This is a genomic window from Streptomyces sp. NPDC029956, from assembly GCF_055574655.1.
The window spans coordinates 8,512-23,871 of the sequence record NZ_JBVHZJ010000065.1; the positions used below are offsets into that span (position 1 = coordinate 8,512).

A 15,360-nucleotide genomic window follows, 5' to 3' on the forward strand; every position below is an offset into this window, starting at 1 on the left:
TGCGCGGCGCCGCTCCCCCCCCCCCCCCCCCCCCCCCCCCCCCCCCCCCCCCCCCCCCCCCCCGCTCCCAGCTCCCTCAGTCCACCAGCCGGGGCCGAGTACCGGGGGTCAGTGCGATCCAGACGGCCTCGCTCTCCCGAATCACGTAGATCTCGTCCACCTGTGCGTCCCAGTCCCGCGGCACCACGAAGTAGCGGCCGTCGTGTTCCGCGAGCAACCGCAGATCCGAGTACCGGTAAGGGTGCATACGGTTGCTCGAGAGACGTTGCTCCTTCACCGAGTCCGTCGGCAGGCTCAGCGGTTCGGCGCTGAGCACGAGAACTCCCGTCCAGCTGGTGACGGATGCGGCGCGTGCCTGGGCGTCCTGCCTGCCCTGCTGCCAGGCGACGTTGGTCACCGTCCAGAAGAGGAAGACGCCGGCGGCGAAGACCGGCACGGCCTGGCGGCGGAAACCGTGCGGACGCTGCCCCTCGGCGTCCCGGCACTGGCTCAGAAGAAGCCCGACGGCGATGGTCAGCGGTCCTGCCCAGCCGTACGGCTGGATCTCATGCCAGAGGGCGAGCAGCACGATCCCGGCGACCACGACGACGGGGTACCAGCGCGCCGCGATCGCCTCGACCCGCGTCACATGGCGGGGTCGGCGGCTCCACGGAACACAGACCAGCAGGAAGACGCACCCGGCCGCCACCAGGATGTCCAGGTTCAGCAGGTTCAGGCTCTCCAGGGCGACCTGACTGAACCCCAGGTTCATCGATCCCCAGTGGAGATGGAAGTAGTCGTAGTAGGTACTGGTGTAGATCGCGCCGATGTAGAACATCAGCGCGGCGATGAACGTCCCCTGGGCGACGACGATCTTGACGAGGGCGGACGGCCCTTCGAGATCATCACCGGCCTGACGCCGCGGTCTCCCGGCGTCGGGCGGGTCCTTCTCCGTCCCGTGTGCGAAAGGCCCGCTCACGGGATCTCGGGGGGCGCCGACGGGGGAAGCTCGGGGTTCCCCGGAAGGCTCTCCCCGGGCACGGGCGCCTCCGAGCCGGGCGGCTGGGTGGGGTCGAAGGGCGGGGCGGTCGTCTCTTCCGAGGTCGCCGTCGGCGGAGGCGGCGGGGGAGGGACATACCCGTCGGGCGGCGTGTTCGTCGGGTGCCGGGTCCTGTCCGTCGAAGGATCGTCCGTCTCCTCGGCGGGAGGATCGTCCGTCTCCTCGGCCGGAGTGGGGTCGGTGTTCCCTGTCGGAGCGGTCGTGGGGGCTCGTTCGGGTTCATCGGGATCACAGGCGGCAAGCCCTGTCATGCCCAGCAGCATCAGCAAGGCGAGCACCGCGGCGCGCGAGCCACGGACGATCCGGTACCGCATCCGACCTCCTTGATCGTCCGCGAGCGTAGGGGCGGACGGGGCGGAGGGCCGGGACCCACGCCTCCGAGTCCCGCCCCTCCGCCCGATCGGACGCCTCGCCGGCCGCCCACTTGGCCGGACGACGGCTCCGCACGGATCCCGACACGGCGGTTCCGGGCAGGCAGCCCCGGAGTCGGTTGCCGAGCGCCCTTCCCGTACGGCTGCTGCCTTCCACCCGCCTGGACCCGCTCACTGCGCCGCTCCACGGCCGCCGACCTACGCTCGTGACCATGCGACGCCGCCAGATGCACATGTCCCGCGAGGCCCAGGACGCCCTGCTCAAGGCACTGCAGCAGCTCCGGGCAGAGCTGAAGGCCACCACGGAGTTTCCCGCCCATGTGCTCGAAGCGGCGGAGCACGCCAAAGCCGAGGTCCAGCTGCCCGACAAGGACGCCACCCACCTGCCGCTGTTCACGATCGATCCGCCGACCTCGAAGGACCTCGACCAGGCCATGCACCTGGAACGGCGTCCCGGTGGCGGCTACCGCGTGCACTACGCCATCGCCGACGTGGCCGCCTTCGTCAAGGCGGGCAGCCCGCTGGACGCCGAGGCCCACGACCGGATCGAGACGCTGTACTTCCCCGACCTCAAGGTGCCCCTGTACCCGCCCTCGATCTCCGAGGGGCCGGCCAGCCTGCTGCCGGACCAGGTCGTACCCGCCCTGCTGTGGCAGCACGACCTCGACGCCGACGGCAACGTCACCGGCTCGACCGTGAGCCGGGCCAAGGTCCGCAGCCAGGCCAAGCTCGACTACGCGGGCGTTCAGCAGGACATCGAGGCCGGCACGGCCGGCGAGTCCGTCGCCCTGCTGCGCGAGATCGGCATGCTGCGGGAGGCCGTCGAGGCCGCGCGCGGCGGGGTCGCGGTGAACCTGCCGGACCAGGAGGTGGCCCTGGAGGACGGATCGTTCCGGCTGAGCTACGTGGCGGCACTGCCCGTGGAGGGCTGGAACGAGCAGATCTCCCTCATGACCGGAATGGCCGCGGCCCGGATCATGCTCGACAGCGGTACCGGGATTCTGCGGACCCAGAAGGAGCAGAACGACCCGCAGGTGGTCCGGCGCGTGCACTCCATCGCACGGTGCCTGGGCATCGACTGGAAGCCCGGCGTCTCGTACGCCGCGCTGGTGAACTCCCTCGATCCGGCCGACCACAAGCACATGGCCTTCCTCAGCGAGGCCGTCGCCATGCTGCTCAAGGCGGAGTACACCACCTTCCGTGACCACCGCATCCCGAAGCACACGGTCCACACGGCGATCGCGGCTCCGTACACCACCTGCACCGCCCCGTTGCGGCGCCTGATCGACAGGTACACCGGTGAACTGTGCGTGGCCGCGTGCGCCGGTCAGGCCCCGCCGCCCTGGGTGCTCGACGCCATGAACTGCCTGCCCTGCGACATGGCGCGCGGGAAGGGGAAGGTGGCGGACCGGCGCGCGGTGGACCTGGCGGAGGCCGCGGTGCTGAAGAACCGGGTGGGCGAGGTCTTCACCGGCATGGTCATCAACACCGACGCGGAGGACGACAAACCGAAGGAGGGCACGGTGCACCTGGCGGAGCCCGCCGTGATGGGCAGGATCACGTCCGGCGCCGAGCTCGACCTGGCCGCGAGCGTCCAGGCCAGGCTCACGCGGGCCGATCCCTTCTTCTCCGGCAGGAACAAGATCCTCTTCAGAACGGTGTAGCGACCGGCCGCCTCGGTCGAGGGAGCCGGTGAGCCGCCCGGAAGCGAGGAACCGCAAGGGGAGAGGATCGGGTCGGGGGCGGCGCCGAGGACGGCAGGGTGTGCGGTACGGAACCGATGGCGGGCACGTCGTCGCCGTCGGCGGAGCGTCAACTCCCGTCCGTCAGAGGCCGGTCGAGGACGCCCGAGAGTCGTGCTCCTGCACGGTCGGTCCCACGGCGACCCCCCTTCGCACCGGCCGAGGCCTGCTCCAGCCGCAGCCGCGCCGTACGGCCGCGCAGGGTCAGCGTCATCAGCTGATTGCCGAACCACGGTCCGCCGGTGCGCTCCCACCGGACCGCCGGCCTCGCCACCCGTCCGTGACGGGCGAGGAGATGCCCGATCCCCTTGGCGAACCGGCTCCAGCCGAAACGGAAACCCGCCCGCATGGCCGCGGGCACCGAGTTGTGCAGGGGTGAGCAGGTGAACTGGAAGACGCGGGAGCGCGGCTGCTGCCCGTCGGCCCAGACGGGCTCCGCCACATACGCGTGGTGTACGTCCCCGGAGAGCACGCACACCGTTGCCGGGGCGGCGTCCGCCCTCCCCACCTCGGCGACCGTCTCCGTCAGTCTCCCGAACGACGAGGTGAACGCCGCCCAGTGCTCAAGGTCGGCCCTTCGGCGCAGCCACTCGCCGAAGCGGGCCCAGCGCGGACCGCGTTCGCCCCGGCACAGCGCCGCGTGCCATCCCTCCGCGAAGTGGACCATGGGGGGCAGCAGCCACGGGAGCGAGGTCCCGATCAGGAGGTGGTCGACGCCCTCCGGGTCGTCGAAGGCCTGCGTCCGCAGCCAGGCCGCCTCCTCGGCGTCCAGCATCGCCCGGTGCTGCTCCTCCAGCACCCGCGCGGCCCGGGTGTCGACCATCAGGAGCCGGGTGCGGCCGAAGTCCCTGCGATAGCTCCAGCGCACCGCCGCCGGATCGGCTTCGGCGCGTTCGGCGAACGCGCGCAGCACCGCCGTCCCGTCGTCGGCCGCCCGTACCGCCGCGTACAGCTCGTCCTCGGCGAGCACGGCGGGGGAGAGGTTCCCGAGATGCTGGTAGACCCAGTACGACATGAGTCCGCCGGTGATCCGCTCGTGCCACCAAGGCGTCGCCCGCATCTCGGCCACCCAGGCGGCGCTCGTGTTCCAGTCGTCGATGACGTCGTGGTCGTCGAAGATCATGCAGCTGGGTACGGTCGAGAGCAGCCAGCGCAGTTCGGGGTCGCTCCAGGACTCGTCATAGAGGTGGGTGTACTCCTCGTAGTCGGCGACCTGGTCCGGCGGGGCGGCGGAGCCGGTGCCGGCGGACCGCCGATGCCGGGAGATCCACGCACGGGTCTCGGCGGACGTCTCGTCCGCGTACACCTGGTCGCCGAGGAGGAGGAGAACGTCCGGCCGCTCGGCCTCCGGGTCCGCGGCGAGACGGGCGGAGAGGGTGTCGAGGACGTCAGGACCCACCGGATCGGGGCGGCCCACCGGAGGTGCCGCCCACCGGCACGAGCCGAAGGCGACCACGGCCCCCGTCGCCGGGACCGGCGGCGTGTGGATGGTGCTGGGCGGCTGGGACGAGTCCGCGAGGGGCCACACCCGCGCACCGTCGAGCAGCACCTCGTACGGTGTCGCGGAGCCCGGGGCGAGTCCGGTGACCACCACCAACGCGTAGTGGTGGCTGCAGACGCTGAACGTGGCCGCCGAACCACCGGCGCCGCCCGGACAGCGGACCTCCGCCGTGCACGCCCGGTCGGTCTCGACCCACACCGTCGCACTCGTGCCCGAATCCCAGTCCACATTGCGCAGGAGCGGGCCCAGCCTCAGACCGGCCATCGCGAGTCCCCTTCCGGTCCTCCGCACAGTACGGAACGGCCGCTCCGTACGCTACTGAACGACGGTGGTATCAGCACCGTTGCGCCGCGCCGTGGGCACCACGACGGGGTGGCTTCCGGCCGGCTCCATCCGGAGGACCCATCACGACCGGCTGCGCCTCCCCTTCGCGCGACGGCCGGTATGTGGGACGGTGAAGACATGCCCATTCCCGTGATCCTCGACTGCGATCCCGGTCATGACGACGCCTTCAACATCCTGCTGGCCGCCGCGCACCCCGCCATCGACCTGCTCGCCATCACCACCGTCGCGGGCAACCAGACCCTGGAGAAGACCACGCTCAACGCCCGCCGGGTGTGTTCGGTCGCCGGGATCCGGGGAGTACCGATCGCGGCCGGAAGAGAACGACCGCTCCACGAACCGTGCCGGATCGCCGAGAACATCCACGGCCCCTCCGGCCTGGACGGCCCCGGCCTCGGAGAGAGCGAGCCCGAGGTACCGCAGGACCCGCGCGACGCACTCACCCTCGTCCGGGAGACCCTGCTCGCGCACCCGGCGCCGGTGACGCTGGTGCCGACCGGACCGCTCACCAACATCGCGGTCCTCCTGCTCGCCCACCCGGAACTCGCGTCGCGGATCGAGCGGATCGTGCTCATGGGCGGCTCGACGGGGCGCGGCAACACCACGCCCGCGGCCGAGTTCAACATCCTCTGCGACCCGGAAGCCGCGGACGTCGTCTTCCGCAGCGGGCTGCCGGTGACGATGCTGGGCCTCAACGCCACCCACCAGGTGCGGGCCACCGCCGAGGTCGTCGCCCGGATCGCCGGGCTAGGCACCCCGCTGAGCGCGCTCTGCGTCGACCTTCTCACCTACTTCGGTTCCACCTACCGCGAGGTGTACGGCTTCGACGCGCCCCCGCTCCACGACCCGCTCACCGTCGCCCACCTGATCGACCCCTCGCTGGTCAGCCTGGTGCGGGCGGCGGTGACGGTGGAGCTGACCGGTACCCACACACGGGGCGCGACGGTGGTGGACCTGCACGGTGTGACCGGCATGCCCGCCGACACGGAGGTCGGCATGGAGGTCGACACGGACGGCTTCTGGGAGCTGATCGTGGAGGCCGTGCGCGTACTCGGCAGCAGGTGAGTCGACGCGCCTTCCCGGTGCGCGGCCGTGGCCCCCGTGGTGGCGGCCGCGGCGGCGTGGCGGCAGAGGCCCTCCCGGCTCAGCGTACGAGATCGGGCGCACGCACCATCTCGGGCGGGATGCCCCACGCGTCGACGAGGTCGACCGCGAGGGGCCGGACCTTGCGGCACAGGTCGTTCACCTCACGGCTGATCGCCTTGGAACGTTGCACGGTCAGCCGACCGTGCTCCATGAACCAGGCCCGGTCCGCCTCGATCGTCGACAGGGCGAACAGGTCGCACAGCAAGGCCAGCGCGGCCTTCTCGTCACCCTCGGGCATCGTACGCACCTTGTCGACGAAGGCCTCCGTCACCAGCCGCTCGACGTGGGCGCGGGCGAGCGCGACGACGTGGTCCTGCACCTGGGAGAAGACCGCACCGGGATCGCGCTTCTGGTCGATGCCGCGCTTGATCCGGCGGGCCAGGCCGGCCAGCATGTGCTCCTCCCGGAAGCGGACCATGGCGAGCTGGTACTCCGAGTCGAGGAGGCCCGCTTCCCGGTCCCAGTCGTCGCCGCCGGGCAGCAGGTCGCGTACCCGCTCGAGCACCTTGTGGACGGAGGCCCGCTCAAGGAGCGTCTCGACAGCGAGGCCGGTGACGTACCGGATCATGCCGGCCTGGTCGAGGTCCTCGAACGCGCTCGCCTGATCGGTCAGCAGCCCCTTGGCGACGAGCTGCAGCAGGACGTGGTTGTCGCCCTCGAAGGTGGTGAAGACATCGCTGTCGCTCTTGAGCGCGGCGAACCGGTTGACGGCGAGATACCCGGCGCCGCCGCACGCCTCGCGGCACTCCTGGACGACCCGGGTGGCGTGCCAGGTGGCGATCGCCTTGAGGCCCGCGGCCCGTGACTCGAGCCGACGCCGCGCCCCCGCGTCGTCCGCGATGCCGGAGAAGACGTCGTGCAGGTCCGAGCGGACGACGTCCTGAGCGAAGTGCAGCGCGTACGTCCGGGCGATCAACGGCAGCAACCGGCGCTGATGCAGGCCGTAGTCGAGCAGCACCTGCTCCTCGGTGCCCGGGGCCGATTCGAACTGCCGCCGCCGCACGGCGTACTTGGTGGCGACCGCCAGTGCGACCTTGGAGACGCTGATTCCGGCACCGCCGACGCTGACCCGGCCCTGTACGAGCGTGCCGAGCATGGTGAAGAAGCGACGGTGGGGGTTGTCGATCGAGCTCTCGTAGACGCCTTCCGGGCTGACGTCGGCGAACCGGTTGAGGAGCGCCTCGCGAGGCACCCGCACGTCGTCGAACCAGATGCGCCCGTTGTCCACGCCGTTGAGCCCCATCTTGCGGCCGTCGTCCTCGATACGGACGCCGGGCGCCGGCTCGCCACCGACCCGGACCGGCACGACGAAGGCGTGCACGCCGTGGGACTTCCCGGCCACTTCCAGCTGGGCGAAGACGACGGCCAGTTCGGCGTGGCGGGCCGCGTTGCCGATGTAGTCCTTGCGCGCCTGGTCATCGGGGGTGGTGAGGACGAACTCCTGACGCGTGGCGTCGTACCGCGCGACGGTGCCGAGGGCCTGGACGTTGGAACCGTGCCCCGTCTCGGTCATCGCGAAGCAGCCCATCAGCTCGCCCGTGATCAGGCCCGGCAGACAGGCGTCGTGGTGGCGTTCGGTGCCGAGATGCAGAATCGCTCCGCCGAAGAGACCGAACTGCACACCGACCTTCACCAGGACCGACAGGTCACCGAAGGCCAGCGTCTCGAACGCGGCGATCGAGGCCCCTACGTCGCCGCCACCGCCGTACGCGGCCGGGAAGCCCATGCCGGTCTGGCCGGTCGCGGCCATCTCGACGACGACCTCACGCACCCGCTCGCGGAACGCGTCGACGTCGAGCTCCTCGGCCTCCTCGAGGACGGAGGCGTACGTCGCGAGATTGGTCCGGACGAGGTCGCGGATCTCGGCGTACTCGCCGTCGAGCACCGCGGACAGTGCGCGGACGTCGACGTCGGGCTGTACGTAGCCGGTCGCGGGGGTGGATGTGTTGTCGAGGGCCATGCCGCTTGGCTACCCCGCCGCGGAAAGATCAATCAGGGGCGATCGGGTGGTCTCCAGGACCCCGCGGAGCCGGGCGAGCGGCGCCGTTCGCCGTCTGCGCGCGTACCGCCCCGCGGCCCTGGCCGCCTCGGCCGCCCGGACCGAAGGCCTGTACGGGCGGCCTGGTACGGGCCCGGGGGAGGTGGCCAGGACGGGGTTCGGGCCGGTCTCAATGAGGTGGAGGAGCGTCCGGGCGCTCGACCTGGACCCGCAGTGCGCCGGTAGCCTTCGGTGGGAGCAGAAAGGATCCTGTGACAGCCCCGGAGCGACCGTTCAGGACCTAGATCCGCGAGTTGCGCAGCGACTGCCACACCGCGCCGGCCAGCGCCCGCGTCGACCGGGGGACCGACAGCCCCTCGTGCCGACGGTAGAGCTCCCAGTTGTAGGGGATCAGCGAGAGCTTGTTGGAGGAGAGCGAACCGGCCTGGTGGGACCTGTACACCGCGAGCGGCTCGGTCAGGCCCCGGGCGTCGGCGCCGCCCCGCATGATCGACAGCCACAGCGCGTAGTCCTGCCGCTTCCGCATCTCCGGCATCAGGCGCGTGCCGAGGACGTTGCGGTCGTACATGGCGGTCAGAGCGCCGATGTAGTCCCGCACCAGCATGGCGCGGTAGTCCACGTGCTCCCGCGCGCGGATCACCCGTCCGTTGGGGACGAAGTCGGTGCTGTCGCCGTCGTGGTCGGCGTCCATCTTGTAGTAGGAGGTGAACGTCAACGGCGCATCGCCCGAAGCGGCGAACTCGACCTGCAGCTCGGTCTTCTTCGGAAGCCACATGTCGTCGCTGTCGAGAAAGGCGACGTAGTCTCCCCGCGCCCGCTCGATGGCGAGGTTGCGTGCCCGGCCGGCACCGCCCTGTTCCGGTGCCGTCTTCGGCTTGACGCGCTCGTCCTGCCGGGCGAATTCCATGAGCAGGTCCATGGAGTCGTCGGTTGACTTGTCATCGGTGACCAGCAGCTCCAGGTCGCTGTGGGTCTGCGTGAGCACGGACCGCACTGCTGCGCCGAGTGTCGCTGCCGAGTTGTAGACGGGCATGACGACGGACACCAGGGGCACAGTGTTTCTCCTTGCTCGGTCAAACGACGACATCCCATTCAAGCACTGGCATCGTAGTGGTGACTGCCACGCCTGGCGTCATTGCTGGTCAGGGACGCCTGCGGCCACCGCCGCGCAGTTCGCCAGATCGGACGTGTGGGGCAGGATGGGGTCATGGCACAGCAGATCGCGCCCCCGTCGGAGTCGTGGCGCCGCATCGACACATGGCTGGCGGCACATGCGCCCTCCGATCTCGCACTGCTCGGTCCACCGGCGACACAGGACCAGATACAGGATGCAGAACGGATTCTCGGCACCCCGCTGCCCGATGACCTCGCCGAGTCTCTGCGGTGCCACAACGGCGCGAGCACCTGGACGACCATCCTGCCGGAGCAGTCCCCGCTCGCCGTCGACGCCATCGTGGACCGTTGGCAGACCTGCATGGACATCGCGGTGGAGAACGACGGCCTGACCCCTCGCGCCTGGGAGGACGAGCCATGGTGGCACCCGCTCTGGGTTCCCTGGGCTGAGAGCGCCGACGGCGGAGCGCAGGTGATCGACCTGCGCCCCGGACCGGATGCGGGGCGCCTCGGCTGGGCAGGGCACAGTGGTGGCGGCGACTTCACCGATCCATGGACTGATCTGACGAGCCTCCTCCACGCGGTTGCACAATCACTGCACGAAGGCGGAGACGTCTGTGGGCTGCATCCCTACCTCACCACGCAAGGCGGGCTGTGGTGGGACGAAGCGAGCTGCTCCGAGCTGGACGGCCACCCGCTGAGGGCCGCCCCCATCGGGCTGGTCCGACCGCCCGTCCCATGGCATCGCGATGCCGCTCAGGGTGCTTGAGAATGGACCTATGACCGGCCCCGCCCGACATGAGATGAACCGACGCGACGGTGACGCGTGGGCGGAGGAGCACCACGACGCGCGCCGCTCTGCATGGGTCGTGGCGCACGACGGCGGTCGGCCGGAGCAGGAACGTGCCTGCGTGCACGCCGCGACGCTGGCTGCCACGCCTGCCACGCCGGACCTGCCGACGGACGGTTGCGCCGAGTGCCTCTCCTCCGGGGAGAGTTGGAGACGGCTGCGCTGGTGTACGGCGTGCGGACACGTCGGATGCTGCGACAGCTCGCCGGGTCGCCACGCGTACGAGCACCACGAGTCGACCGGACACCCCGTCGTCCTCTCCCTCGCGGCGGACGAGGATTGGGCCTGGTGCTTCGAGGACGAGGTCTTCCTCGTACTCGAGAACGCCCCTGGCGAACCGGGCGGGCCGTCGCGCACCGAACGGAGCGACTGAACGGTGCCGACAGGAGCTGAGCGAGGGCGCGGGGGCACTTGCGCGCGGAGGTGAGAGCCCCGGCGCGCGGACGACCCCCGTTCGCTCGCTTCCCTCGTTGCTCGGGTTCCCTCGCCAGGCTCGGATGCACTCACGAGCCCGTCCGGGCCGTCATGTACGACGTACCGTGGCGGCGGTCGGGAGGCGCTCGGCGACCTCGTCTCCCAGGCGCTCGAACTCGGCCCTGAGGAAGGGTGTGGCAAACCTCGCCAACCCCTTGAACTGCAGGGACGCCCGGTAGGTCAACCGCGTGAGCGAGGCGGACTCGGCCTCGAAACCAAGATCGTCCGTCGCGGTCACCGTCTTGTTCTCCCCGACGAACATCAGACGGGAGGGCTCACGTGCCACGAGCCGGTACTCGAGCTGGGTGGTGCGGCCGCGGAAGCGCGAGGTGTTGAGCCAGCGGGCCCCGGGCCGTACCGGCCCCTCGTCCAGCCGCACGCAGCGTACGGTGCCGGGATCCCACTCCTCGGTACGGCTGAAGTCCTCCAGGTACGCCACGAGCTCGTCCAGCGGAAGCCCGACGACAAAGCTCCGTTCCACCGTGATCACGGCACCGACCTCCACCTTCTCGTGACCGGGCGAGCGCCTGCTCCGACGCTTGCCTCGAATCACTTCCCGGTCCGGTCCGGAGACGGATGCACCCCGCCCCTCTTTTCTTGCGCCAGGCCAGCCCAGGCCAGGGTCAGGCCGACCCGAGCGAGCCAGGCCGACCCGAGACGGGATGCACCGATCCGCGCCGAGCCGCGCCGGGCCGAGAACCCTTGAACGTCAACGTCCCGCGCCGCGACTCACATCGGCGAGGACCTCACGCGCGGCCCGGGTGCCCGAGGCGAGTGCGCCCTGGAGGGAACCCGTGGCTCGGTGGTCACCGCATACGTACCGGCCCGGTGCGATGCGAGTCGTCCGAGACAGGGGGTGGGGTGCCGGCATCGCGGGCAGGGCGTCATGAACCGTGACCCGGTGGACGAGCTCCCACGGTCCTGTATCCGTGTCGTACACCTCGCCCAGGGCGTCGACCACGGCGGCCACGGCCTGGGCATCGGGCGTCCCGAGGACCGAGGTGGACACCAGAGCCCTGCCGTCGGGGGAGTACCGAGGATGGACGGCGCTGAGGACGCAGCTGTTCAGGAACCGGCGCCGTGAGTCGACCACGAGGACGGGCTCGGGCAGGGGCGGAGTCGTGGACGCGTGGTAGAGCGTGGTGACGGTGCGTCCACGCGGTACGACGAGGCCTGGGAGGAGTTCGGCGGCGGCGCGTTGTCCGGTCGCGACGACGACCGTGGGGGAGCGGACCTCGGAGCCGTCGTTGAGCGTCACTCCTTGCGGAGTGAGGGAGGCGACGGGGCTGTCGGTCCGCAGCACGTCCGGGGGCAGCCGTGAGGCCAGTTGGGCGGGGACCGCACCGATGCCGTCCGCGGGGAGGCACAGTGTGCCGCGCAGCATGCTCCGCCACACGAAATGGAAGAAGCGGGCCGATGTCTCCAGGTCGTCCTCGAGGAAGACTCCGGAGAGGAAAGGCCGGAAGAACGTCTCCACGAGCTCGGGGGACACGCCGGCCTCGGCCAGGGCTGTGAGGGTCGTGCCGTCGGGTCGTGCCCGCAGCCGTGCGGCCGGAGCGAGGACGTCGTATGCCGTCAGCGCGCCGAGGGCGAGCAGGTCGCGCCCGGACGCCAGCCGTCCGGGCAGGAGGTCACGGCTCTCACGGAAGCGCCGGCTGGGATCGGTGAACCGGCGCATTCCGTCGTCGGTGTGAACGAGGACGCCGGGCGTGAAGGGCCGCAGCCGCAGCGCCCGCAGATCGAGGCGACGCTTCACCTGCGGGTAGGCCGTGTTGAAGACCTGGAAACCTCGATCGACGGTGAAGCCGGCGACCCGGTCCGTGCGCATCCGCCCGCCCACGGTGTCGTCGGCTTCCAGCAACCGCACGCGCAGTCCGGCGGCGGACAGGTCGGTGGAGCAGGCGAGCCCGGCAGCCCCGGCCCCGATGACCGTCACGTCGTACAGCTCGTCGTCCGTCGTCCCCATGCCGGCCGTCACTCCTCGTGCGTCGTCCCGGGCTTCGCGTCGGCCGTCCAGGACCGTCCCGGGGCCCGCCACGTTACGCGGGGGCAGGCGCCGCAGAACCGTGCCGCGCCGCGTTCGACCGCGTGGTCGGGGCGGTCGGTCATCGAGAAGCGGGACGGAGGGGACCGGCATCCCTTCCGCCCCGCGGGCCACGCGGCTCAGTGTGCGGCGGCGCCGCACTCGGCATGACGGGCGGCGATCTCGTACGGCGATTCGTCATCGGAACCGGAGGTGGGAAAGACGCTCCTGGCTGCCTCTCGCCGTGCTTGTTCCATCAGCCGGCGGAACTCCTCCTCGGTCATCTCCTTCACCTCCCGGCCCTTGCGCTTGCTGTTGTCTCCACTTGTTATTCGTTGCTACCGACGCAACGGATGGGAGTACGGGACGGCCGTCTGCGACCCACTCACCTACCGTCCCCGTCGGCCCGGCCCCGGCAGGCGAGGGAACCGGCGGCCCACCGGAGCCGCGGACCCCGAAGTCCGCGGCTGTCGTCGGAGGGTCGGTTCACGGGGCGCCGGTCACTTCGGCATCAGGACGGTGTCGACGATGTGGACGGTGGCGTTGGAGGTCGGCACGTCGCCGCAGACGATCTTGGCGGTGTCGTTGACGACGAAGGCATCGCCGGAGCCGTCGGTCGTGACCGTGCCGCCCTGGAGCGTCTTGAACGAGCCGTCGGCGAGAGCGGCCTTGTCGACCTTCTCGCCCACCACGTGGTAGGTCAGGATCTTGGTGAGGGCGGCCTTGTCGGCCAGGACCTTGTCCAGGTCCGCCTTGGGAATCTTCGCGAAGGCGTCGTTCGTCGGCGCGAACACGGTGATGTCCTCGGCGTTGTTCAGCGTGTCGACCAGGCCGGCCTTCTGGACGGCCGTGACGAGCGTGGACAGCTCCGGGTTGTTGGAGGCGGCGGTCGCCACCGGGTCGTCGGCCATGCCGTCGAGGCTGCCCTCTCCCTCGGCGGGTACCGAGGCGCAGCCCGGTCCGAAGGGGCCGTCCATGTCCGCAGCGAAGCTCTGCGGGGCGAGCACCCCCAGCGACATGGGAAGGGCGACGACGGCGGCAGCGGCCGCTATGCGGCGCGTGACATGTGAGGTGTTCATGATCTTTCCTCTTCCTGGGTCCGGACCCGGGCAGGTTCGGCCATGGGTTGGAGTGATGTCCTCAATGGATATTCGGTGGGTCGGCCCCGGACGGATGAGTCGCGAGCGGTATTTCTGTTTCGGCGACCGTCCCTGTCCCAGTCGAAGCCCGCGATCGTTCCGGAGTACGCGCCGCGGCCGGTCAGGTCGGAGCCCGCGGGCCTACGCCTTGGCGCTGATGGGGATGATGCCGAGGGGGTCGGTGGTCGGCTGGGCGGAGCCGCCCGCGGGTTCGACGGTGATGCCGACGGCGACCGCGTTGCCCAGGGGGCCGTCGAGGACGCGTGTGGCGCGGTCGCCGGTGTCGTCCAGCAGGCCCGCCGGGCGCAGGTCGCCGGCCTCACCGGCGTACCAGAGTTCGTACACCGTTCCGCTCGGCAACGCCGGGAGGTCGCGGGCGGTGAACGCGGCCTTGGCCTGCGAGCGGGAGACGACGACCGCCGCCTCTGCGCCGTCGGCGAGCTCACCGGTGTGCACGGTGGCGTCGGGGGCGGTGAGGATGTCCGCGAAGGCTCCGCCTGCGTTCCGGGCCTGCTCCTGGGCCCGGGCCGCCTGGGCCCGTGCCTCCTCGGCCTCCTCGTGCTCCCGTACGGCGACGGCACCGAGCGCGGCCGCCACAAAGATGCTCGCCGCGAGCGCGAGGCGCAACGCGTTCCGGCGGAGGGACCCGCCACGGCGACGGGCGGTGTGCTGCTCCCGCTCCTGCGGAGTGCGCGCCACCTGCTCCATGACACGCGCACGCAGCCCCTCCGGAACCGGGGCCGACTCGGCGGAGGCGAGCCGGGCGGCGGTCCCCTCGAACACGGCGACGTCCCGGCGGCAGACCTCGCAACCGACGAGATGACTCTCGAAGGCGGCAGCCTCCGCGGGTGACAGCGCGTGCAGAACGTACGCCGCGGCATTGAGGTGCGGATCCTCCGGCGTGGTCATGAGCCGGCCTCCAGACAGGCACGCAGCTGATCGAGGCCCTTGCGCATGCGGGACTTCACCGTCCCCTCGGGGGTGGACAGCGAGCGCGCCACCTCGAGACAGGTCATTCCCTGGTAGTAGGCGAGCACCAGCGGCACTCGCTGGAGGCGGGCCAGGGCCGCCAGGCAGCGGTGGACGCGGCGCCGCTCGTCGAGGTTCTCGACGGTCTCGGCCACCTGGTCGAAGGCCCGGTCCGGCGACAGCATCCCGGCACGGACCTCGCGGTCCTTGCTCGCCTGGACCGAACGCACCCGGTCCACGGCGCGCCGGTGGGCGAGGGTGAGTACCCATGTCTTCGCCGTTCCGAGGTCGGGCCGGAAACGGTCCGCTGTCCGCCACACCTCGATCATGACGTCCTGCGTCACCTCCTCGGCCTGGCCGACGTCCCGCAGGATCCGGCAGGCCAGCCCCATCACCGGCTGGGCCAGTGCGTCGTAGACGTCGGCGAACGCGTCCCGGTCGCCGTTCGCCGCCCGGAGCAGGAGGGTGTCGAGGTGGGCGTTCGGTTCGCGTGCGTGAGGCAATGGTCTTCCCCCATCGTGCCTCTGGTGGTCGGTCGCCCGGGCGTGCGGCGCCGGGCCACCCTGCTCGGAGTGGCCCGACGTGTCCGACTCTGCCGCCTGTGGTCGTGGCGTGCCGGGTGGCCGGGCCGGCCGGGTGAGTGCGGCGCGGG

The 15,360-nt window shown here is 71.0% G+C and carries 15 protein-coding genes; 4 read left to right on the plus strand and 11 right to left on the minus strand.

Annotated elements, in window-relative coordinates; translation table 11 throughout:
* Positions 1-76: 76 nt before the first annotated feature.
* Both ACZ4XX_RS34435 and ACZ4XX_RS34440 read right to left on the minus strand, forming a co-directional pair.
* Positions 77-958, minus strand: coding sequence for a hypothetical protein (locus ACZ4XX_RS34435; RefSeq protein WP_468511785.1), 882 nt, complete (start codon positions 956-958; stop codon positions 77-79).
* Positions 955-1,353 (minus strand): hypothetical protein, encoded by a 399-nt coding sequence (locus tag ACZ4XX_RS34440; protein WP_468511786.1) that lies wholly within the window; start codon positions 1,351-1,353, stop codon positions 955-957. The genes ACZ4XX_RS34435 and ACZ4XX_RS34440 overlap by 4 nt, the downstream gene beginning before the upstream one ends.
* Positions 1,354-1,622: 269 nt before the next feature.
* On the opposite strand from ACZ4XX_RS34440, the gene ACZ4XX_RS34445 reads away from it, so the two are divergent.
* Positions 1,623-3,074 carry an RNB domain-containing ribonuclease gene (locus ACZ4XX_RS34445; protein WP_468511787.1) on the plus strand — a complete coding sequence of 484 codons (1,452 nt, stop codon included), beginning with the start codon at positions 1,623-1,625 and terminating at the stop codon, positions 3,072-3,074.
* A gap of 148 nt (positions 3,075-3,222) precedes the next feature.
* On the opposite strand, the gene ACZ4XX_RS34450 is transcribed toward ACZ4XX_RS34445, so the two are convergent.
* Positions 3,223-4,917 carry an alkaline phosphatase D family protein gene (locus ACZ4XX_RS34450; protein WP_468511788.1) on the minus strand — a complete coding sequence of 565 codons (1,695 nt, stop codon included), beginning with the start codon at positions 4,915-4,917 and terminating at the stop codon, positions 3,223-3,225.
* A 198-nt stretch (positions 4,918-5,115) separates the two neighbouring features.
* Here ACZ4XX_RS34450 and ACZ4XX_RS34455 point away from each other — a divergent pair, with 198 nt between their 5' ends.
* On the plus strand, positions 5,116-6,060 hold the full coding sequence (locus tag ACZ4XX_RS34455) for a nucleoside hydrolase (protein WP_468511789.1): 945 nt from the start codon (positions 5,116-5,118) through the stop codon (positions 6,058-6,060).
* Positions 6,061-6,139: 79 nt separating this feature from the next.
* On the opposite strand, the gene ACZ4XX_RS34460 is transcribed toward ACZ4XX_RS34455, so the two are convergent.
* Both ACZ4XX_RS34460 and ACZ4XX_RS34465 read right to left on the minus strand, forming a co-directional pair.
* Positions 6,140-8,101 (minus strand): acyl-CoA dehydrogenase family protein, encoded by a 1,962-nt coding sequence (locus ACZ4XX_RS34460; protein WP_468511790.1) that lies wholly within the window; start codon positions 8,099-8,101, stop codon positions 6,140-6,142.
* Between the two features lie 319 nt (positions 8,102-8,420).
* Positions 8,421-9,194: a glycosyltransferase family 2 protein gene (locus tag ACZ4XX_RS34465; RefSeq protein ID WP_468511791.1), complete on the minus strand. Its 774-nt coding sequence runs from the start codon at positions 9,192-9,194 to the stop codon at positions 8,421-8,423.
* A gap of 153 nt (positions 9,195-9,347) precedes the next feature.
* On the opposite strand from ACZ4XX_RS34465, the gene ACZ4XX_RS34470 reads away from it, so the two are divergent.
* Positions 9,348-10,022, plus strand: a complete 675-nt coding sequence (locus ACZ4XX_RS34470) for an SMI1/KNR4 family protein (RefSeq protein ID WP_468511792.1) — start codon at positions 9,348-9,350, stop codon at positions 10,020-10,022.
* A 142-nt stretch (positions 10,023-10,164) separates the two neighbouring features.
* On the plus strand, positions 10,165-10,476 hold the full coding sequence (locus ACZ4XX_RS34475) for a UBP-type zinc finger domain-containing protein (RefSeq protein WP_468511824.1): 312 nt from the start codon (positions 10,165-10,167) through the stop codon (positions 10,474-10,476).
* Positions 10,477-10,626: 150 nt separating this feature from the next.
* Here the strand turns inward: ACZ4XX_RS34475 and ACZ4XX_RS34480 are convergent, their stop codons facing one another.
* The 6 genes from ACZ4XX_RS34480 to sigK form a co-directional block, all read right to left on the minus strand.
* A complete protein-coding gene (locus tag ACZ4XX_RS34480) occupies positions 10,627-11,058 on the minus strand; it encodes an SRPBCC family protein (protein WP_468511793.1) in 432 nt (143 codons plus the stop codon).
* 228 nt (positions 11,059-11,286) lie between these two features.
* Entirely contained in the window at positions 11,287-12,543 is a 1,257-nt protein-coding gene (locus ACZ4XX_RS34485) for an NAD(P)/FAD-dependent oxidoreductase (RefSeq protein ID WP_468511794.1), read from the minus strand.
* 197 nt (positions 12,544-12,740) lie between these two features.
* A complete protein-coding gene (locus ACZ4XX_RS34490) occupies positions 12,741-12,884 on the minus strand; it encodes a hypothetical protein (protein ID WP_468511795.1) in 144 nt (47 codons plus the stop codon).
* A 216-nt stretch (positions 12,885-13,100) separates the two neighbouring features.
* Entirely contained in the window at positions 13,101-13,679 is a 579-nt protein-coding gene (locus ACZ4XX_RS34495; RefSeq protein ID WP_468511796.1) for a fasciclin domain-containing protein, read from the minus strand.
* A 201-nt stretch (positions 13,680-13,880) separates the two neighbouring features.
* Positions 13,881-14,648, minus strand: a complete 768-nt coding sequence (locus ACZ4XX_RS34500) for an anti-sigma factor (RefSeq protein ID WP_468511797.1) — start codon at positions 14,646-14,648, stop codon at positions 13,881-13,883.
* Entirely contained in the window at positions 14,645-15,211 is a 567-nt protein-coding gene (gene sigK / locus ACZ4XX_RS34505; RefSeq protein WP_468511798.1) for an ECF RNA polymerase sigma factor SigK, read from the minus strand. Before sigK ends, ACZ4XX_RS34500 begins: the two co-directional genes overlap by 4 nt.
* Between the last annotated feature and the right edge of the window lie 149 nt (positions 15,212-15,360).

Bases quoted from the DNA above. Each gene is read 5' to 3' on its own strand.
- ACZ4XX_RS34440 (WP_468511786.1), bottom strand. From the start codon at position 1,353: ATGCGGTACCGGATCGTCCGTGGCTCGCGCGCCGCGGTGCTCGCCTTG.
- ACZ4XX_RS34485 (WP_468511794.1), bottom strand. From the start codon at position 12,543: ATGGGGACGACGGACGACGAGCTGTACGACGTGACGGTCATCGGGGCC.
- ACZ4XX_RS34450 (WP_468511788.1), bottom strand. From the start codon at position 4,917: ATGGCCGGTCTGAGGCTGGGCCCGCTCCTGCGCAATGTGGACTGGGAT.
- ACZ4XX_RS34490 (WP_468511795.1), bottom strand. From the start codon at position 12,884: ATGACCGAGGAGGAGTTCCGCCGGCTGATGGAACAAGCACGGCGAGAG.
- ACZ4XX_RS34500 (WP_468511797.1), bottom strand. From the start codon at position 14,648: ATGACCACGCCGGAGGATCCGCACCTCAATGCCGCGGCGTACGTTCTG.
- ACZ4XX_RS34495 (WP_468511796.1), bottom strand. From the start codon at position 13,679: ATGAACACCTCACATGTCACGCGCCGCATAGCGGCCGCTGCCGCCGTC.
- ACZ4XX_RS34455 (WP_468511789.1), top strand. From the start codon at position 5,116: ATGCCCATTCCCGTGATCCTCGACTGCGATCCCGGTCATGACGACGCC.
- ACZ4XX_RS34460 (WP_468511790.1), bottom strand. From the start codon at position 8,101: ATGGCCCTCGACAACACATCCACCCCCGCGACCGGCTACGTACAGCCC.
- ACZ4XX_RS34470 (WP_468511792.1), top strand. From the start codon at position 9,348: ATGGCACAGCAGATCGCGCCCCCGTCGGAGTCGTGGCGCCGCATCGAC.
- ACZ4XX_RS34445 (WP_468511787.1), top strand. From the start codon at position 1,623: ATGCGACGCCGCCAGATGCACATGTCCCGCGAGGCCCAGGACGCCCTG.